The sequence below is a fragment of the Faecalibacterium sp. I3-3-33 genome (genome assembly GCF_023347295.1).
Classification (GTDB): domain Bacteria; phylum Bacillota; class Clostridia; order Oscillospirales; family Ruminococcaceae; genus Faecalibacterium.
The window spans coordinates 413,810-432,858 of the sequence record NZ_CP094469.1; the positions used below are offsets into that span (position 1 = coordinate 413,810).

Genomic DNA, 19,049 nt, shown 5'->3' on the forward strand with positions numbered 1-19,049 from the left:
TTCGACGCACTGTCAGGAAAGCACGGCGCTTTCCTCCACCTTGTCCAGCACCGCCAGCTGCAAAGCGTTCAGCATACTGCGCTGTGCGCCGTAGGTGTCGGCGTAGGAACTGTTGGCGCTGTCGAGCTGCTCCTGTGTGGGGGTGATGTCCAGCTGCTCCGCAATGGCCTGAAAAACCAGATCCTGCTTTGCCAGATGCTCAAAGTAGGCATCGGAATCTGCCAGAAATGCGTCCGCATCGGCGTAGCCCTTGGCCTGTGCGTAGGCGTCCAGCTCCATGCCGTACTTAGCGGCAAGCTGAGAGTGGTAGTTCAGGAACATACGGATGTAGTAGCTGGTGATCTGAGTGGGGACTTCTTTAAAGGTGGAGTTCGTGAGCAGATAGTCCATCGCGGCGGTGTCCAGATTGTTGGCGTACAGGGCGCTGTCAAAGTACTGGCGCAGGGCGTCTGCGGTGTGCAGGTCGTCGCTGGCGGCAAAATTGGTCTCCACCCACTCGTCGGTCAGGGTGGGCACAACGCTCTGGGTGATGGCGTTCAGGGTCACGCTGAACACGGCCTCCTTGCCGCTGAGGGTGATGGTGTTGCCCTCGGCGTCGGTGGAGTCGCCGTAGCCCTCCGGGAAGGTAACAGTCACATCAAAGACGTCGCCGATGTTGTGGCCGATGATCTGATCCTCAAAGCCGTCAATAAAGGTATGGCTGCCCAGCGTCAGGTCGTAGCCGGTGGCGGTGCCGCCGGTAAAGGCTACGCCATCCACTGCGCCGGAATAGTCGATGTTCACGGTGTCGCCGCTCTGGGCTGCCCGGTCGGTGATGTTCTGGGTGGTGGCGTACTGGTTCAGCAAAGTGTCGATCTGGGTCTGGATCTCGGCCTCGGTGGGCTCGATATCGGCCTTGGAAAGCGGCAGCGCGGATACATCCTCCGGCAGGGTCACATAGTCCAGTGCGCGGATGCCGGTCCAGTGGCCGTTATCGTCCAGCCCCTCAGAATAATCGAAGCTGGCGTAGTCGAAATCCGACACCTTGCCGTAGACGGACACGCTTGCGCCGGATGCGGCAGAGGATGACGTGGTGCCGCTCTGCTTTTTGAGCAGCATAAAGCAGGCCGCAGCTACGCACAGCACAGCAGCCACCGCGCACAGCACACACAACAGGATCTTGGTAATGCGTTTCAAAAGAGATACCTCCTAAAAATAGCAGACCGTTTTCACGGAGAATGCAAATATCATACCATCCTATTATAACGGAAAAATGCGAAAAGAAAAGATTTTTGCGAAAATTCCACAAATGTCACCCGGCACAGGTATCACTTTTGCCCGCTTTGGGACGGGAAATGCCGCAAAACCGGTGGAAATACCCCGGCGGTTCTGCTACAATAAAACTGTATGAGCCTTTCCCTGCAGGGGAAAGCCTTTTGCTGAAATTGGAGGATAAAACCATGGATTACAATAAAGCAGCTCTGGAAATGCACGAGACCCACAAGGGAAAGGTGGGCATCGTGAGCAAGGTGGAGGTTGCCACCCGCGATGACCTGTCCACCGCCTACACCCCCGGCGTGGCAGAGCCCTGCCGCAAGATCAAGGAAAACCCGGAGGATGTGTATAAGTACACCTTCAAGGGCAACATGGTGGCCGTTGTCTCCAACGGCACTGCCGTGCTGGGTCTGGGCGATATCGGCCCGGAAGCTGGTCTGCCTGTCATGGAGGGCAAGGCCGTGCTGTTCAAGGAGTTCGGCGGCGTGGATGCCTTCCCCATCTGCATCGACGCCCACGACGCTGCCAGCGTCATCGCCGCCTGCAAGGCTATTGCGCCCACCTTTGGCGGCATCAATCTGGAGGATATCAAGAGCCCGGAGTGCTTTGAGATCGAGGAGACCTTGGAGCGGGAGCTGGACATTCCCGTGTTCCACGATGACCAGCACGGCACCGCCATCGTGGTCACCGCTGCCCTCATCAACGCCCTGCGGGTGGTGAATAAGAAGATGGAGGACGTACACATCGTCCTGAACGGCCCCGGCGCTGCCGGTACCGCCATCATCAAGATGCTGATGACCGCCGGTGCGAAGGACATCGTGGCGGTGGATCAGTTCGGCACCCTGTACAAGGGCTGCAACAGCGCCGAGGCGCACAAGAACTGGCTGGGCGAGGTGACCAACCCCCGTCAGGTCAAGGGCGGCCTGAAGGAAGCGCTGGAGGGCGCCGACGTGTTCATCGGCGTGTCCAAGCCCGGCATCCTGACCACCGAGCTGTGCAAGACCATGAACAAGGACGCCATCGTCTTTGCCATGGCCAACCCCACCCCGGAGATCATGCCGGATGAAGCCAAGGCAGGCGGTGTGCGCGTGATGGCTACCGGCCGCAGCGACTTCCCCAATCAGGTCAACAACGTGCTGTGCTTCCCCGGCCTGTTCAAGGGCGCGCTCAGCGTCCGCGCCCGGGATATCAACAATGAGATGAAGCTGGCTGCTGCCTACGCCATTGCAGACCTCATCACCGATGCCGACCGCAGCGAGGAGAACATCATCCCCGGCGCGTTCGACCCCCGCGTGGCCGAGGCTGTGGCAAATGCCGTGGCAAAGGCTGCCCGCGAGACCGGCGTGGCACGGTTGTAAGCGGAGGACACAGGCATGAGAACGATCTCCGCACAGAGCATTACAGATACGGTGGCGCAGCTCTGCATCAAGGCCAACACCCAGCTGCCGCAGGACGTGCAGGCCGCGCTGGAAAAGGCACGGGAAGAAGAGCCGTGGCCGCTGGCAAAGAACACATTAGACCTGCTGTGGTCGAACCTTGGCGCTGCAAAGGAAAAAGACCTGCCCATCTGTCAGGACACCGGCATGGCCTGTGTGTTCGTAGAGCTGGGCACGGATGTGCACATTGACGGCAGCTTTGAAGCCGCCATCCACGAGGGCGTGCGCCGGGGCTATACGGACGGCTATCTGCGCAAAAGCATCGTGGCCGACCCGCTGCGCCGGGGCAACACCGGCGATAACACCCCGGCGGCCATCACGGTGCATCTGGTGGACGGCGAGGGCTGCCGCATCACGGTGGCACCCAAGGGCTTTGGCAGCGAGAACATGAGCCGCATCCAGATGCTCAAGCCCGCCGACGGCGTGGAGGGCTTTAAAAAGTTCGTGGTGGATACCGTAAAGCTGGCGGGCTCCAACCCCTGCCCGCCCATTGTGCTGGGCATCGGTGTGGGCGGCAGCTTTGACAAGGTGGCGTATCTTGCCAAAAAGGCGCTGCTGCGCCCGCTGGACATCCCCAACCCCGACCCATACTACGCCCAGCTGGAGCAGGAACTGCTTACCGCCATCAATGCACTGGGCATCGGTCCGCAGGGCTTTGGCGGCAAGACTACCTGCCTTGGCCTTGCCATTGAGCAGATGCCCACCCATGTGGCGGGTCTGCCGGTGGCTGTGAACGTTTCCTGTCATGTGACCCGCCGCGCCAGTGCGGAGCTGTAAGGAGGGGAGAAGAATGGAATACAGACTGACGACCCCCTGCACCGCGCAGGAGCTGGCCCCGCTGAAAGCGGGAGATACCGTGCTGCTTTCCGGTGTGGTGTACACCGCCCGGGATCAGGCACACAAGCGGATGATGGAAGCACTGGACAAGGGCGAGACCCTGCCTTTTGATCTGGAAGGCAGCGCCATTTATTATGTAGGCCCCACCCCGGAGCGCCCGGGCGAGGTCATCGGCTCGGCAGGGCCTACCACCAGCGGACGCATGGACGCCATGAGCCCCCGGCTGCTGGATCTTGGCAACAAGATCATGATCGGCAAGGGCAAGCGGGACGCAGCCGTCAAGGCGGCTGTGGTGCGCAACGGCGCGGTGTATCTGGCTGCGCTGGGCGGTGCCGGTGCACTGATGGCCAAAAGCGTGCAGACGCTGGAAGTGATCGCATGGCCGGACTTGGGCTGTGAGGCGGTGCGCCGCCTGACCGTGCAGGATATGCCCCTGACCGTTGTGCTGGACGCACACGGCGGCGATCTGTACGAGGCAGGCCCTGCGGCCTATCTGGCTACGCTGTAAATTGCACCCTTTGCACAAAACAGGGGCAGTGCAAAAACGGCAAAACAGCAGTTCTGTGCAGAAAAATATGGTTAGTTTAACCAAACTTGCTGCGAATTACTTGCATCAACCGCAAAAGTGTGATATCCTTTAACATACGACAGAGGGTACAAATACTCTGTCGGAAAAATCCCCCAGAGGGAATAAGGCAGGAGGCCGGACAAACCATGCAGATCCACCAGTCCGCAGAAGATTATCTTGAAACGATCCTGATGCTGAGCCAGCGTATGGGCAAAGTGCGCTCCATTGATGTTGTCAATGAGTTGGGCTTTACCAAAGCCAGCGTGAGCATCGCCATGAAAAAGCTGCGGGAGAACGGCTATATCGCGGTGGACGGCGAAGGCAACCTGACCCTGCTGGAGCCCGGGCTGGAGATCGCTCAGCGCATTTACAGCCGCCACCAGCTGCTGACCCACTTCTTTGTGCAGCTGGGCGTGGACGAGCAGACCGCCGCCGAGGACGCCTGCAAGGCAGAGCACATCCTCAGCGAGCAGACGCTGGAAAAGATCCGCGAAAGCGCCCTGCGCAACGATGCCACCCATCCGCAGGCAAAGTAATATGATTTCAAAAGATGCCGGAACGCCGAAAGACGTTCCGGTGTCTTTTTTTGTATGAATTTTTTCGGTTTGCGTTGCATATTTGTTATGGATTTGGTACAATGGGTCTGTGCGAAAAAGGAACGTTGGTAGAACGGAAAGGGTCGGGACGGCGCAAAGCCGCCCTAGGGTAAAGGAGAGCGTTGCGGCATGGATGCGATTGCCCATACTCAGGTCAGTGGGTTCTGTCTGGTCACGCTGGCGGTCTTGCTGCGGGCGCAGCAGAAAATGCGGGATAAAAGCCTGCCCGGGCGGTTGTTTACGGCGCTGCTGTGGTTTGCCGGGGCGCTGACGATCGTAGATTATAGCAGTGCGCTGGCGCAGCTGGGCGCGTGGGAGGAGCTGGGCATCCCCTTGACCTACCGGCTGAACGCCGGGGGCAGTATTTTGTTTTATCTGCTGGCGGCGTGTTGCTGCTTGCTGGTGTTTTTGTATGTGGAGGCAGAGCTGGGGCGTACATGGATGGAGGACGGCCGCAGGCTGGCACTCAGCGCCGCACCGGTGACACTGCTTTTGCTGGTGCTGCTGACGGCGCGGGACGAAAACGGCTTTTGCTATCTGGACGCAGAGGGGCTGCGGGGCAGCACCCTGTTCTGGGGGGCGAAGCTGGTGGGGCTTGCCTATCTGGCAGCAGCCTTTCTCCGCTGCAGCTGGACGCTGAGCCACTGGAAGCAGGAAACACCCAAAGAGGAACTGAAAACCCTGCTGCTGCTCGCGCTTGCGCCGGCGGCAGGCTTTTTGCTGCAAGGCTGGCTGCCTGGGCGCGGGCTGCTGTGCTGCGGCATTACGCTGGGGCTGGTGTGCGTGTATGTGCTGGTGCTGCAGACCAAGTTCACGGTGGATACCCTGACCGGCGTCAGCAACCGCATCGTGGCACTGCGCTATCTGGAAAGTGAGCTGCCCTACTACCGCCGTCATCCCAACCGCTCGCTGCATTTCCTCATGATGGACATGGATCACTTCAAGCACATCAACGATGAATACGGCCACTTGGAGGGGGATGCCGCGCTGGTGCTGCTGGCGGGCATTTTGAAAAAGGTGTGCGCCAACTATAACGGTGTGCTGGCGCGCTACGGCGGCGATGAATTCTGCATTGCCTGCGGCTGCAACAGCGTGGAGGTGCGCACCCTGATCGCCTCCATCCAGCGAGAGCTAGACGCCGCCAACGCCGCCTCCGGCAAGCCCTATCAGATCGAGATCAGCATCGGCTGCGCCCGCCTTGAGCCGGACATCGCCACCGTGCACGACCTGATCGATAAGGCCGATCAGGAGATGTACCACCTCAAGACCCGCAAGCGCGGCACAGCCCCCGCAGAAAAACAGGGCTGAACGGTTGTGACCTTACTATAACACGATAAATGCCGTTTGCCTTTACGGCTTTTCCCGTGAAAAATGCAATACCGGAGCGTCCGCAGACGCTCCGGTATTGCTCTATATAAAAATAATTTTTCCGCTGATGATGCGCAGAGCAACGCGGAGCGCATTCCAAATCGTCCCGCTCGGCGTTTTCTAAACGTTTTTTACCCTTCTGCCCTTGCATCCCGGGATGGAACGCGGTATTCTTATAGAATAGACTGGAACCGCGACAGCACAGGGGAGGGAGACCACATGGACGCACAGGAGATCCGCGCATTGCTGGGCAAAAGCATCTTTGAGCGGGCGCAGAAGTACCGCAAGCGCATCCTGCAAAGCAGCTGCACCACCAACGAGGACGGGGTGCGGCACCTGACAGCACTGGTGCAGGGCAGCGGGCCGGACTGCTATTATACGCAGGTCTGGCTGCGGGAAAACGGCAGCTTTGTCAGCGCCTCCTGCGACTGCCCCTATAACCAGAACGGCGATGGCACCTACTGTAAGCACATTGGTGCGCTGCTGCTGCAGGACGCGGAAAAGAACCCGCCTGCCCCGGAAAAAAAGCCGGAGAGCATCCCCGGGGTGCAGCGGGGCGTGGCGGGCTTGAGCACCGAACCCCGCAAGGACAGTTACAGCGCCGGGCTGGATATGCTGTTCGGCCGCAAGTGGCGGGGAGAAGAGCCGGAGACCGACTATGATGCCCAGCTGTTGCTGAAGCGCTACCAGCGGGAGGATGCGCAGCCCCAGCCCCAGAACGCCGCCCAGCGCACCGGCTTTGCTCTGCTGGAACCGGAGCTTACGCCGCACAATGGCCGTATCTGGCTGCGGCTGCGGGTCTCGGACGGCATCGGCGGGCGGCAGTATCTGATAAAAAGTATCCCGCAGCTTTTGCAGGCGATCGAGCAGGGCGAAAGCGTCAGCTACGGGAAATCGCTGGCGTTTGTGCACCGGTGGGACGCTTTTGCCCCGGACGCACAGCAGCTGCTGCGGCTGCTGCGCCGTCAGGTGAGCGCCCGGCAGGCGTTTGAAGCCGAGGGCACGGTGCGCTCCGCTTGGGAGAAAGGCCCGGCGGGCGGTCTGCCGCTGACCGGCGAGGGGCTGGATGCCCTTGTGGAGCTTTACGCCGCCGAGGGCGTCGTGGGCGGCTACACCCTTAAAGAGGGACTGCCGGTCATCAGCCTGAAGGTGGAGCGCCGCAAAGGCGGCGTGCAGCTAAGCTGTACCCCGGCGCTCAGCGGGGTGCAGGGGCTGGACTATGCCTATCTGCTGGGCGAAACCACCCTCTGGCGGATGCAGCGGGAGGAGTGCCGCCGGGTGCTGCCGGTGCTGGAGACCTTTGGCGGGCGCAGTTTGTTCTTTACCAGCGCGGATGCCGCCGCTTTTTGCAGCTATGTGCTGCCGGAGCTGGGCAACCGGGTCAACATCGTGGACCCCGACCGGCTGCTGCTGAACCAGATCCCGCTGGAACCGGTGGTGCAGTTTTATCTGGATGCCGACCGGGGGCTTACCGTCACGGCGTACCCGGTCTTTCTCTACGGCGAGGACAGGGTAGCCCCCGGCGAGCCGGTGCCGCCGGATCTTTTGCGGGACGCCCGCACCGAGAACCGGGCAAAGCGGCTGCTGGAAACCTATCTGGAACCCGAGACCGGCAAGCCGGGGCATTACAGCATTTCCGGGGAGGAGGCGCTTTTCCAGCTGCTGGAAGAGGGCATCCCCGCCCTGCTGGCCATGGGCGAGGTGTACCAGACCGATGCCTTCCGCAACTTACAGGCCGCCCCGCCTAAAATTTCGGTAGGGGTGTCGGTGCACGGCAGCGTGCTGGATTTGGAAGTGGACACCGGCGCGTTCCCGGTGGAGGAGCTGCGGGAGCTTTTGCAGTCTCTGCACCAGAAAAAACGCTACCACCGCCTGCGGGACGGCAGTCTGCTGCGGCTGGACGACAGTCTGGAAGGACTGGACGAGCTGAACGACACGCTGGAACTTTCCGGTGCAAAGCTGAAGGACGGCCACGCCGCCCTGCCGCTCTACCGCGCCCCCACGCTGGACTGGGCGCTTTCGGGGCAGAACGGCCTGCGGTTCGACCGGGATGACGCTTTCCGGCGCATCAGCCGCAGCTTCCACGCCGTGCGGGACAGCGAGTATACCCCGCCGCTCTCCCTGCAAAAGACCCTGCGCAAATACCAGCGGGACGGCTACCGCTGGCTGCGTACACTGGACGGCTACGGCATGGGCGGCATTCTGGCCGATGATATGGGTCTGGGCAAGACGGTGCAGGTGCTCAGCTACCTGCTGGCCATGAAGGAGGGCGGGCAGCACCTGCCCAGCCTCATCGTCTGCCCGGCGTCGCTGGTGCTGAACTGGCAGGAGGAATGCCAGAAGTTCACCCCGCAGCTGCAAAGCGTTGCCATGGACGGCGATGCCGCCCACCGCGCCGCGCTGGTCGATGGGTGGGCGCAGGCGGATCTCGTCATCACCAGCTACGATCTGCTGCGCCGGGACGAAAAACTGTATGCCGGGCAAAGCTTCTACGCCTGCATTCTGGACGAAGCGCAGGCCATCAAAAACCACACCACCCAGAAATACAAGGCGGTGTGCCGGGTGAACAGCCGGGTGCGCTTTGCCCTGACCGGCACCCCGGTGGAAAACCGCTTGGGCGAGCTGTGGAGCATCTTCTCCTTTTTGATGCCCGGGTATCTGCCCCCCTACAAGACCTTCTGCGCCCGGTTTGAAAAGCCCATCGTGCAGGACGAGGATGCTAACGCCGTGCGGCGGCTGAACCAGTTCACCGGGCCCTTCATCCTGCGGCGCATGAAGTCGGAGGTGCTGCGGGAGCTGCCGCCCAAAACCGAGAATCTGCGCCGCGTCGAGCTGGAAGCGGAACAGCGCAAGCTGTATCTGGCAGCGGTGGTGGACGCCCGCGAAAAGCTGCGGGCGGCAAAGCCGGAGGACAAGATGACTGTGTTTGCCGTGCTGATGCGGCTGCGGGAGATCTGCTGCGACCCGCGCCTTGTGGCGGACAACTGGACCGGCAGCAGCGCCAAGCTGGAAGCCTGTCTGGAACTTGTCACCGAGGCAGTGGCGGGCGGGCACCGCATTCTGCTGTTCAGCCAGTTCACCTCTATGCTGGAGCTGCTGGCAAAGCGGCTGGACGAAGCCGGGGTGAGCCACTTCACCCTGCAAGGTTCCACCCCGAAGCCGGTGCGCGCCGAGCAGGTGCGCCGGTTCAATCAGGGTGAGGCGGACGTCTTTCTCATCTCGCTGCGGGCGGGCGGTACGGGCCTCAACCTGACCGCCGCCGATATCGTCATCCACTACGACCCGTGGTGGAACCTTGCCGCGCAGAATCAGGCCACCGACCGCGCCTACCGCATCGGTCAGCGCAACCCGGTGCAGGTGTACCGGCTGATCGCGCAGGACACCATTGAGGAAAAGATCGTGGAGCTGCAGCAGGCCAAGCAGTCGCTGGCCGACACCGTTACCGGCGGGGCAGACGGCGCGATCCTGTCCATGAACCCCGAACAGCTGCTGCAGCTGCTGGGAGAAGAAGCATAAAGGAGTGTATCCATCATGAAGGTTTGGGATCTGCATTGCGATACCCTGTACGAACTGCGCCGCGCCGAAAAGGCGGGCGCACCCAAAAGCTTTTTGCACAACGATCTGCATATCGACCTTGAAAAATTGCGGCAGGGGGATTATCTGCTGCAATGCTTTGCGGCCTATGTGGATCTGGCCGACCCCGCACCCGGAGCCGACCCGCTGGTAAGCGTGCTGGAGGAGATTGACATCTTCAAGCGGCTCATGGCGGCTTACCCGGAAAAGATCGCCCCGGTGTACACCGCTGCCGACCTTGAGCGCAACCGCGCCGAGGGCAAGTTCAGCGCCATGCTGACGGTGGAAGAGGGTGGCTGCTGCAAGGGCAGTCTGGGCGTGCTGCGGCGGCTGCAGGAGCTGGGCGTGCGCATGATGACCCTGACATGGAACTACCCCAACGAGCTGGCAGCCCCCAACGCAAACCCCGGCGGGCCGCTGGTACCGAACACTGAGACCGGCCTGACCGAGCGGGGCTTTGCCTTTTTGGAGGAGATGGAAAGGTTGCACATCACCGCAGACGTGAGCCACCTTTCCGATAAGGGCTTCTGGGATATCGTAAACCACAGCACCCGCCCCTTTGCGGCAAGCCACTCCAACTGCCGTGCCCTGTCGCCCCACAACCGCAACCTGACCGATGAGATGATCCGCGCACTGGCAGAAAAAGGCGGCATTGCAGGGCTGAACTACTGCGCTTCCTTTGTGGACGCAGACTCGGCACACCCGAAGCTTTGCCGCAGCACGGTGGAGCGGCTGGCAAAGCACGCGGCACACTTCAAGCAGGTGGGCGGCATTGAGGTCATCAGCCTTGGCAGCGATTTTGACGGCATCGGTGGTCAGCACGAGCTGGAAACGGCGGCAGATATGCCGCTGCTGGCCGAGGCGCTGCGCCGCGAGGGCTTTACCGAGGACGAGGTAGAGGCCATCTACTGGCGCAACGCATATCGCTTCTTTAAAAACAATCTGTAATAATAACTTCTAAAATTGCAAAAAGTGCCCGGAGATGCCCTGCTGTGCGCGGGTATCCCGGGCTGTGTATTGCCCTGCGAGGGGAGGTTTTATATGGTCTGAGGCGCGCGTCCCCTGAAAAAGAACAAACGACTTGGAAAGATAAGAGGAATTATAACAATGGGTATCACGATCTCGCCGTGGATGATGGCGTTTCTCATGCTGATGACCGGCTTTGCAGGCTTTGTGGATTCGGCAGCCGGCGGCGGCGGGCTGATCAGTCTGCCTGCCTATCTGTTCGCCGGGCTGCCGCCCCACTACACCTATGCCACCAACAAGTTCAGCGCCGCCTGCGGCACCACCTTTGCCACGGCAAGCTTTTTCAAAAGCGGTGCCATGAACGTGAAGGTGGGCGTTCTTGCGGCCATCGGCAGCTTTGCGGGCAGTGCGCTGGGCGCGCACATCGTGCTGCTGCTCAGCGATGAGATGCTGCGCACCATGATGTTCATCATCCTGCCGGTGGCGGCGGTCATCATCCTGTGGCAGCGCAACCTGCCGGACGAGAACCGGGACGACGGCACGCTGGACCTGAAAAAGATCTTACTGGCGCTGGCCATCGGTTTGGGCATCGGCCTGTACGACGGCATTATGGGCCCGGGCACCGGCACCTTTGCCATCATTGCCTTTACCACCCTGATGGGCTTTGACCTGCGCACCGCCAACGGCAACGGCAAGGTGCTCAATCTGGCCAGCAACTACGCCAGCCTGTTCACCTACCTGATGAACGGTCTGGTGGTGTTCCACATCGGCATCCCCTGTGCCATCAGCAACATTCTGGGCAACCTGCTGGGCTCTCACTTTGCGCTGAAAAAGGGTGCCCGCTTCATCCGCCCCATGATGCTGGTGGTGCTGGTTCTGCTGCTGGGCAAGCTCATCTCGGACGCGGTGCTGTAAGGGCATTTTCACGGGTAAAAAACAAGTCGGGCAGCCCGCGGGCTGTCCGACTTGTTTTAGCTATACATAGGTTTTATTCCAGCACCAGCTCTTTATCAAAGAACGCGATGCCGAATGCGCCGGGGCCGGTGTGGGTGCCGATGACGCAGCCGATCTGGCGCACCAGCGGTGCGTCCAGATGCAGGTTGTCCTGCAGGTAGGTCAGCAGCGGCTGCAGCTCCCGGTGGTTGACGGTGTAGCCCAGCAGCGGGGTATAGTCCGGGTGGATGCCGCCCATCTCGTCGATCTTTTTGAACAGTGCCACATACACGCCGGGCAGACCGCGCGCCTTACCGGCCAGTGCCACCTTGCCCTCCATGACGGCGAGGATGGGCTTAATGCCCAGCATACCGCCCGCCACAGCTGCGGCGGCGGACAGTCTGCCACCCTTGCGCAGGTACTTCAGATCGTCCACGGCAGCTACCAGATGCAGGTGCTGCTTGGCCTTTTCCAGATCGGCAGCGATCTGGGTGATGGTTTTGCCGGCGTCCCGCAGCTGCACCGCCAGCCGCACCAGCAAAGACTGCCCCAGACAGACGTTCTCGGTGTTTACGAACACCACATTGTCCACGTTGGCAAGGTCGGCAGCAAGTCTGGCGCACTGACCGGTGCCGGACAGCGCATCGGACAAAAAGATGCCCAGCACCTCGTCCCCGGCGGCAGCGGCATCCAGATACAGCCGCTCGAACTGCTCCGGGCTGGGCTGGCTGGTGGTGGGCAGCTTGCGGCAGGCTGCCAGATGGGTATAGTATTCGCTGGGGGTCATGTCGATGCCGTCCCGCAGGACGGTGCCGTCCTCCAGCGTCACATTCAGGGGGATCACAGTCACGCCCAGCTGCTGCGCCTCGGCGGGCAGGATGTCGCACGCGGAATCGGTGAGGATACGGATCATAATAATACCTCCGGTCTACCGGTAAAATACAGTATACGCAACGCTTTTATTAAAAAGGTTGGAAATTATTATACCACCATTTAGGGCGATGTGTCAATATTTTGCATAAATTTGCCACGACAGAACGCCGAAACCTTGCGCACCCGGCGGCAGATATGGTACTATAACCGGGAACGAACCACAGCAGGAGGAGACCGACCATGCACAAGCTGAACCCCCGCACCGCCGCACTGCTTTCAGCCTTTGGCTGGGCGGTGGGGTATCTGCTGGCGGGCAAGGCGCTGGCGGTGCTGCTCCCCGCGCCGCCCGGCGGCGCAGCGCGGTTTTTCCGGGTCTGCCTGCTGGCTCCGCTGGCGGAGGAAGGGGTGTTCCGGGGTGCGGTGCAGCACCGGGCGCAGCTGCTGGGCAGGGGACAGGCCATTCTGTTGCAGGCGGTGCTGTTCGCCTTGCAGCACGGCAGCGCCGCCGCCATGGTCTATGCGCTGGTGTGCGGGCTGGGGCTTGGGTGGCTTGCCGACCGCACCGGACATCTCTGGCCGGGGATACTGCTGCACAGTGCAAACAATCTGCTGGTGCTGGCGATGGGATGAGAGGATGGAATACATGACCGATTTTGAACTGATGGGTCTTGCGCTGGAAGAAGCCGCCAAAGCCGCCGCCTTGGGCGAGGTGCCGGTGGGCGCTGTGGTGGCGCGGCACGGCGAGGTGGTGGCTACGGCGCACAACACCCGGGAGACCGAGAAAAACGCTTTGCACCACGCGGAACTGCTGGCCATTGATGCCGCCTGCAAGGCGCTGGGCGGCTGGCGGCTGTGGGAGTGCGAGCTGTTCGTTACCTTAGAGCCCTGCCCCATGTGCGCGGGCGGCATCATCAACAGCCGCTTGCGCCGGGTGGTGTACGGCGCTGCCGACACCAAAGCCGGGTGCTGCGGCTCGGTGACCGACCTGTTTGCGCTGCCCTTCAACCACCATCCGGTGGTGGAAAAGGGGCTGCGGGAGGCCGAGGCGCAGCAGCTTTTGCAGGCGTTTTTTGTTTCCCTGCGGGAAAAGCGGGCGGGCAGACCCCGCTGGAAGCCCCCGGTGTCCGAAAACAGGGGAAAATAAGGAAAAATAGTGGGAACTGCGTAAAAAATTGCAGTTCCCACTTTCTTTTTGGGCTGGATTGTGGTATATTATTCAATGGAATCTTGTCGAAACCCATCGTAAGTACAGGCAGGCACGCCAAAGCACCGGACCTTTGCCGGACATACGAACGGAACGATGCACTGTCTGGGGATGGGAACAGGGTTTTTCCGGCTGGGCGCACTTACGCCAAGCCGAGGATACCGAACAGGAGGGATACACTCTTGTACGAGGACGAGTTTGAACTGACCTTTCAGGTGCCGGAGGAAGAGAGCGCGCCGGAGCCCCTTGCCGCACCGGCTGCAAAGCCGGCGGTGCCGGTGGAGCCGGTGGTGGACGAACCCACCCGCATCATGACGCTGGAAAAACCGGCAGCGCCTGTGGTGGACGAGCCCACCCGGGTGATCACGCTGGAAAAGCCCGCAGAGCCACAGCCGCCTGCGCCGCCGCAGCCCGAAGAGCCTGCGCCGGAGCCTGTAAAAGAACAGCCTGCCCCTGCAGCACCCGCTGCGGTGCGCCGGGTGCTGATCTCCGGCGGCGACCGGGGCATCGGTGCTGCCGCTGCCCGCGCCTTTGCGGCAGCAGGGTATCAGGTGGCGGTGCTCTACCACCAGAACGCCGCTGCAGCCGCTGCGCTGGAGCAGCAGCTGCCCGGGTGCATCGCCATCCAGTGCGATGTAGCCAGCCGCGCCAGCTGTGAGCTGGCGTTCCATGCAGTGGAACAGGCCATGGGCAGGGTGGATGTGCTGGTGTGCAACGCCGGTATCGCGCAGCAGAAGCTGTTTACCGACATCACCCCGGAGGAATGGCAGCGGATGCTGGACGTGAACCTGAGCGGTGCGTTCCACCTGTGCCAGTTGGCACTGCCCGGCATGATCCGCCGCAAGCAGGGCCGCATCCTGACCGTGAGCAGTATGTGGGGCCAGACCGGCGGCAGCTGCGAGGTGCACTATTCCGCTGCGAAAGCCGGGCTCATCGGCCTGACCAAGGCACTGGCGAAGGAAGAAGGCCCCAGCGGCATCACGGTGAACTGCGTAGCGCCGGGGGTCATCGAGACCGACATGATGGCGGCCTTTACCGCCGAGGACAAGGCGGCGCTGGCCGAGGAGACCCCTGTGGGGCGGCTGGGCACCCCGGAAGAAGTTGCAAAGCTGCTGGTCTTTCTGGCCGGCGAGGATGCCGGATACATCACCGGACAGGTGTTCGGGGTGAACGGCGGCCTTGTGATCTGATGCACAGGGCGATATTACAGAATTTTCCCCGGAGTGGGAAGGAGAGAAAAAATGGGCATGACTTTGAAGGAACTGTTGACTAAGGGCGAGGGCACCCTCTCTGCACAGGAGGCCAAGGCGCTGGCGGCACAATGCCGCATGGATGTAGACACCCTCTACACCCTGCTGGAAGAGCGCGGCATCAAGATCCTGGAGGAAGAGAACGAGCCGAGTCTGGACGTGGACAGCATCATTGCTGAGGTGGAGAACGCCGAGAACAACAACGATGACATGGGCCTTGCCGATGAGAACGAAGAGGATGCCGAGGAGAACCCGGCAGACCTGAAGGCTGCCATGGATGAGCTGCTGGACGACCCGGTGAAGAACTACCTCAAGCAGATCGGTCAGATCCCGCTGCTGAGCGCCGAGCAGGAGGTGGAGCTGAGCCGCCGCATCCATGCCGGTGCCGAGGCTGCACACATTCTGCAGGCAGACCGCCAGAAGTACGACGCACCGGAGTACATCAAGAAGAACAGCGCCCGCTTCTCCTTTGAAGAGGACGAGAACAGCCGCAGCTACACCGAGGATCTGGACGAGGACGGCGAAAAGTCCGCCGAGGATGCCGAGGAAAAGGCAGACGAGGAAAAGGCCATGGAAGCCGTGGAGAACGGCCCCCTGAGCGAGGAGCGCCGTCAGGAACTGCTCAAGACCCGCCGCGACGGCCTGAACGCCCGCCGCAGCCTGAGCGAGGCAAACCTGCGTCTGGTGGTGTCCATCGCCAAAAAGCATGTCGGTCATAATCTGGCCTTCCTTGACCTCATTCAGGAGGGCAACATCGGCCTGATCAAGGCTGCCGAGAAGTTCGATTGCGACCGCGGCTTCCGCTTCTCCACCTACGCTACCTGGTGGATCCGTCAGGCCATCACCCGCGCTATCGCGGATCAGGCCCGTACCATCCGCATCCCGGTGCACATGGTGGAGACCATCAACCGGATGCGTCAGGCCACCAACCAGCTGGTGTACCAGAACGGTCACGAGCCCACCCCGGAAGAGCTGGCAAAGGCCATGGACATGAGCGTGGAGCGCGTGCGCGAGATCCAGCGCATGGCACAGGAGCCTGCCAGCCTAGAAAGCCCTGTGGGTGAGGAAGAGGATTCCTCTCTGGGCGATTTCGTTGCCGACGAAAACGCCGAAGCTCCCGGCAAGGCAGCCGACCGCGCCATGGTGGCACAGCAGATCAATCTGGCGCTCAAGAGCCTGACCCCCCGCGAGGAGAAGGTCATCCGCCTGCGCTTTGGTCTGGACGATGGCCGTCCCCGCACGCTGGAGGAGGTCGGCCGCGACTTCGGCGTCACCCGCGAGCGTGTGCGCCAGATCGAAGCCAAGGCCATCCGCAAGCTGCACAGCCGCAAGTGCCTGACCCTGCTCAACGGCCTGATCGAGTAATATGAATTTTGGGATAGCAGAACACCCGCGTGGGGTCTGCTATCCCTTTTTTCATAGGGCATAGAGAGAAGCTGCAAATGCCGTTTTCCTCTACGACCCCTCCCGTGAAAAAGGGGTTCTGAAAAGCCCGCAGGCTTTTCAGAACCCCAAATTAAAAAATCTTTTTTCCGCTGATGATGCGCAGAGCACAGCGGAGCGCATTCCAAATCGTTTTTCAGTACGAGCTCAGCCCAAGGCTGACGTCCAGTGCCTGATCCACCCGCTTCTGGTCGGCGGCGGTGATCTGCCCGGCGCGCTCCCGCAGGCGGTGCTTATCCAGCGTGCGGATCTGCTCCAGCAGCACCACGCTGTCCTTGGCAAGGCCGGTGTCTGCCGCCCGGATGTTGATATGGGTGGGCAGGCGGGTCTTGTCCAGCCGGGATGTAATGGCCGCTGCGATCACGGTGGGGCTGTGCCGGTTGCCGATCTCGTTCTGTACGATCAGCACCGGGCGCACACCGCCCTGCTCCGAGCCCACCACCGGCGAAAGATCGGCGTAGAAAACTTCTCCTCTGTGTACCTCCATGGAATCTCCCTCCTGTTTGTCTGGAGGATGTGCCCCGCTATGTGATGCGTCCGGCGCATCCTGTCTGCTCTCAGTATGCGCAGGCAGGGTGCGGCTTATGCAGTGCGGGGGCGATATTCCATTGTATGCACAAAGGGTGGTCAGCTTTCCTCTTCCAGCGTGCAGAAGGCCAGCGCCATGCCGCCTTCGTGGCTCAGGGAGAGCCGGGCGCGCAGCCGGTGCTGCGCCACCCATGCGGCGGTCTGCCCGCTGAAGCGGTAGGCCGGGGCGCCGTTTTCCTGCCGGACGGCTTCGATCTCCCGCAGGGAAAAAGGTTCCCGCAGACCGGTGCCCGCCGCCTTGAGAAAGGCCTCCTTGGCGGCAAAATCTGCGGCGGCGCTGGCAAGGCGGTGGGCGTTCAGCGGTGCGGGGGAGGCTTCGCAAAGCCCCAGCGCCGCCTGTTCAGCCGGGCCGTACACCCGGCGCACAAAGGCCGCCGCGTGAGCAGAGGAAAGGCTTTTTTCCAGATGGGAAAGGCTGCACAGGTCGCAGCCGATGCCGTAAAGCATACAAAGGCTCCTTTCGCGGGCAGAATGCCGCCCGGACATCGTTCATCTTGCCGGAACATTGCTGGAAATTTTGTGCAGGATGTGCAAATCCAGCGTAATTATCTTGAAGTTTCGGCGCATTTCGTGTACAATGGGACTAGTTTCAACTGAAGGGGGTGTATTGCGTGGGAGACGCAACCGCGATTTTCTCTATCCACGATAAAAAGGACTATGAGATCCACGAAATCGTACAACAGGTGTACGATGCTTTGAAGGAAAAAGGCTATAACCCGGTCAACCAGCTGGTGGGCTACATCTTGTCCGAAGACCCTACCTACATTACGACCTATAAGAATGCCCGTGCCATGATCCGCAAGGTGGATCGTGATGACCTGCTGCAGGCTATGCTGCGCAGCTATCTTAACGTGTAATACGGTCCTTTTCAGCCCCGCTGTCTTGCAAGACGGCGGGCTTTTTTATTGCAGATGCAGTTTCCCTCTGCGACCCCACCCGTGAAAATGTGTTTGGAGCACTCCGCAGAGTGCGACAAACACGAAATTATAAATATGATTTCCGCTGAGTATGTGCAGAGCAAAGCGGAGCACATTTTAATTGTTTTCCACCAGCGGCAGGGTGAAGATCTGGTTCACCACCACCTCATACTCCCACGGCTCCCGCAGCTTTTTCAGCTGTTTTTCCAGCTTTTCTGCCCCGGCAAAGCAGTGGATGAGGTAGAACCAATGCCCTTTCATCCGGCTGATGGCGCAGCCCGCGCTGCCAAACAGTTCGGTGTAGCCGTGGTACAGGTCGGTCAGGTAGCCCCGCAGCTCCTCCTTGGTGGCGGGTGCACCGCCCCGCGCCTTGCGGAAGAGCGCCGGGTCGGCGATGAGTCCGCGCCCCACCATGATGCCGGACAGGGCGGGGAACTCTTCTTCCAGCGTGTGGAGCTGGGCGGCGGTGGTCACATCGCCGTTATAGCACACCGGCATGGTGCACCGTGGCAGCGCAGCCGCAAAGGCGGCGCGGTCGGCCTGCCCGCGATACTGCTGCCGCATCACCCGGGGATGGATGGTCAGCTCCGAGATGGGGTAGCGGTTATAAATTTCCAGAATGGCTGTAAACTCCTCCGGCTTTTCCACGCCCAGCCGGGTCTTGACCGAGACAGGCCCTTCAGCGTGGGAGAACACCCCGTCCAGAAAGGCGTCCATCTTGGCAAGGTCCCGCAGCATCCCGGAGCCCTTGCCCTTGGCAGTCACCGTCCCGGCGGGGCAGCCCAGATTCAGGTTCACCTCGGTATAGCCCAGCGCCCGCAGCTGCTCGATCATCCACGCGGCCAGCTCGCCGTCCTTCGCCAGCAATTGCGGAATGACCGGCGCACCGGGGTTTGCCGCCGGGGCAAGCTCTGCCATCTTCTTTTTTATGAGCACCCGGTTCTCCGGCGGGGAGATAAACGGCGCATAATAGCGGTCGGCAGCGCCTTGTGCGCCGAACCATTTCTGATGGGTCTGCCGCCAGACCCGGTCCGTGAAGCCCTCCATGGGGGCGGCATAATAAAGCATGGGCGTTTCTCCAAACGTTTTTGTTACCGGTATTGTAGCATAAAATCCGGCGTGGGGAAAGGGGGCACGCCCTCTCAGGCGCTCCCGCGCCAGGTTCCCCCTTTTGTCACCTGCGGTGACATCTTCCCCCGGAGCGGGGGAAGTCTTTCCTCTCAGGGAGAGCCAAGCCGTAAAG

Annotated in this window: 18 protein-coding genes; 13 read left to right on the plus strand and 5 right to left on the minus strand. The window is 61.2% G+C overall.

The window, feature by feature from the left end; all coding sequences use genetic code 11:
• Nucleotides 1–12: 12 nt before the first annotated feature.
• Entirely contained in the window at nucleotides 13–1,176 is a 1,164-nt protein-coding gene (locus MTP39_RS01945) for an FKBP-type peptidyl-prolyl cis-trans isomerase (protein WP_249241227.1), read from the minus strand.
• 263 nt (nucleotides 1,177–1,439) lie between these two features.
• Here MTP39_RS01945 and MTP39_RS01950 point away from each other — a divergent pair, with 263 nt between their 5' ends.
• From MTP39_RS01950 to MTP39_RS01985, 8 genes are all read left to right on the plus strand, one after another.
• Nucleotides 1,440–2,612, plus strand: a complete 1,173-nt coding sequence (locus MTP39_RS01950) for an NAD(P)-dependent malic enzyme (RefSeq protein WP_249241228.1) — start codon at nucleotides 1,440–1,442, stop codon at nucleotides 2,610–2,612.
• A gap of 15 nt (nucleotides 2,613–2,627) precedes the next feature.
• The gene (locus MTP39_RS01955) at nucleotides 2,628–3,467 is read left to right on the plus strand and encodes a fumarate hydratase (RefSeq protein ID WP_118658383.1); all 840 of its coding nucleotides are present in this window, start codon (nucleotides 2,628–2,630) and stop codon (nucleotides 3,465–3,467) included.
• A gap of 13 nt (nucleotides 3,468–3,480) precedes the next feature.
• A complete protein-coding gene (locus MTP39_RS01960) occupies nucleotides 3,481–4,035 on the plus strand; it encodes a Fe-S-containing hydro-lyase (protein WP_249241229.1) in 555 nt (184 codons plus the stop codon).
• Between the two features lie 206 nt (nucleotides 4,036–4,241).
• Entirely contained in the window at nucleotides 4,242–4,631 is a 390-nt protein-coding gene (locus MTP39_RS01965; RefSeq protein WP_249241230.1) for a metal-dependent transcriptional regulator, read from the plus strand.
• A gap of 189 nt (nucleotides 4,632–4,820) precedes the next feature.
• Nucleotides 4,821–5,999: a GGDEF domain-containing protein gene (locus MTP39_RS01970; RefSeq protein WP_249241231.1), complete on the plus strand. Its 1,179-nt coding sequence runs from the start codon at nucleotides 4,821–4,823 to the stop codon at nucleotides 5,997–5,999.
• Nucleotides 6,000–6,278: 279 nt separating this feature from the next.
• Entirely contained in the window at nucleotides 6,279–9,575 is a 3,297-nt protein-coding gene (locus tag MTP39_RS01975; protein WP_249241232.1) for a DEAD/DEAH box helicase, read from the plus strand.
• Between the two features lie 15 nt (nucleotides 9,576–9,590).
• Entirely contained in the window at nucleotides 9,591–10,580 is a 990-nt protein-coding gene (locus MTP39_RS01980) for a dipeptidase (protein ID WP_249241233.1), read from the plus strand.
• Between the two features lie 159 nt (nucleotides 10,581–10,739).
• Nucleotides 10,740–11,513: a TSUP family transporter gene (locus tag MTP39_RS01985; RefSeq protein ID WP_154252098.1), complete on the plus strand. Its 774-nt coding sequence runs from the start codon at nucleotides 10,740–10,742 to the stop codon at nucleotides 11,511–11,513.
• A gap of 73 nt (nucleotides 11,514–11,586) precedes the next feature.
• Here MTP39_RS01985 and MTP39_RS01990 read toward each other — a convergent pair whose 3' ends face one another.
• Nucleotides 11,587–12,444, minus strand: coding sequence for a DegV family protein (locus tag MTP39_RS01990; protein ID WP_249241234.1), 858 nt, complete (start codon nucleotides 12,442–12,444; stop codon nucleotides 11,587–11,589).
• Nucleotides 12,445–12,644: 200 nt separating this feature from the next.
• Here MTP39_RS01990 and MTP39_RS01995 point away from each other — a divergent pair, with 200 nt between their 5' ends.
• The 4 genes from MTP39_RS01995 (at nucleotide 12,645) to MTP39_RS02010 (ending at nucleotide 16,223) form a co-directional block, all read left to right on the plus strand.
• Nucleotides 12,645–13,034: a CPBP family intramembrane glutamic endopeptidase gene (locus MTP39_RS01995; RefSeq protein ID WP_249241235.1), complete on the plus strand. Its 390-nt coding sequence runs from the start codon at nucleotides 12,645–12,647 to the stop codon at nucleotides 13,032–13,034.
• A gap of 13 nt (nucleotides 13,035–13,047) precedes the next feature.
• A complete protein-coding gene (locus tag MTP39_RS02000) occupies nucleotides 13,048–13,548 on the plus strand; it encodes a nucleoside deaminase (RefSeq protein WP_249241236.1) in 501 nt (166 codons plus the stop codon).
• A gap of 242 nt (nucleotides 13,549–13,790) precedes the next feature.
• A complete protein-coding gene (gene ymfI / locus MTP39_RS02005; RefSeq protein ID WP_249241237.1) occupies nucleotides 13,791–14,798 on the plus strand; it encodes an elongation factor P 5-aminopentanone reductase in 1,008 nt (335 codons plus the stop codon).
• A gap of 51 nt (nucleotides 14,799–14,849) precedes the next feature.
• Nucleotides 14,850–16,223: a sigma-70 family RNA polymerase sigma factor gene (locus MTP39_RS02010; protein WP_249241238.1), complete on the plus strand. Its 1,374-nt coding sequence runs from the start codon at nucleotides 14,850–14,852 to the stop codon at nucleotides 16,221–16,223.
• Nucleotides 16,224–16,437: 214 nt separating this feature from the next.
• On the opposite strand, the gene MTP39_RS02015 is transcribed toward MTP39_RS02010, so the two are convergent.
• A complete protein-coding gene (locus MTP39_RS02015) occupies nucleotides 16,438–16,788 on the minus strand; it encodes a type II toxin-antitoxin system PemK/MazF family toxin (protein ID WP_005921241.1) in 351 nt (116 codons plus the stop codon).
• Nucleotides 16,789–16,928: 140 nt separating this feature from the next.
• Nucleotides 16,929–17,336 carry a holo-ACP synthase gene (locus tag MTP39_RS02020; RefSeq protein ID WP_249241239.1) on the minus strand — a complete coding sequence of 136 codons (408 nt, stop codon included), beginning with the start codon at nucleotides 17,334–17,336 and terminating at the stop codon, nucleotides 16,929–16,931.
• Nucleotides 17,337–17,500: 164 nt separating this feature from the next.
• Here MTP39_RS02020 and MTP39_RS02025 point away from each other — a divergent pair, with 164 nt between their 5' ends.
• Nucleotides 17,501–17,746 (plus strand): IreB family regulatory phosphoprotein, encoded by a 246-nt coding sequence (locus MTP39_RS02025; protein ID WP_005921243.1) that lies wholly within the window; start codon nucleotides 17,501–17,503, stop codon nucleotides 17,744–17,746.
• Nucleotides 17,747–17,923: 177 nt separating this feature from the next.
• Here MTP39_RS02025 and MTP39_RS02030 read toward each other — a convergent pair whose 3' ends face one another.
• Nucleotides 17,924–18,874: a tRNA dihydrouridine synthase gene (locus MTP39_RS02030; RefSeq protein WP_249241240.1), complete on the minus strand. Its 951-nt coding sequence runs from the start codon at nucleotides 18,872–18,874 to the stop codon at nucleotides 17,924–17,926.
• Between the last annotated feature and the right edge of the window lie 175 nt (nucleotides 18,875–19,049).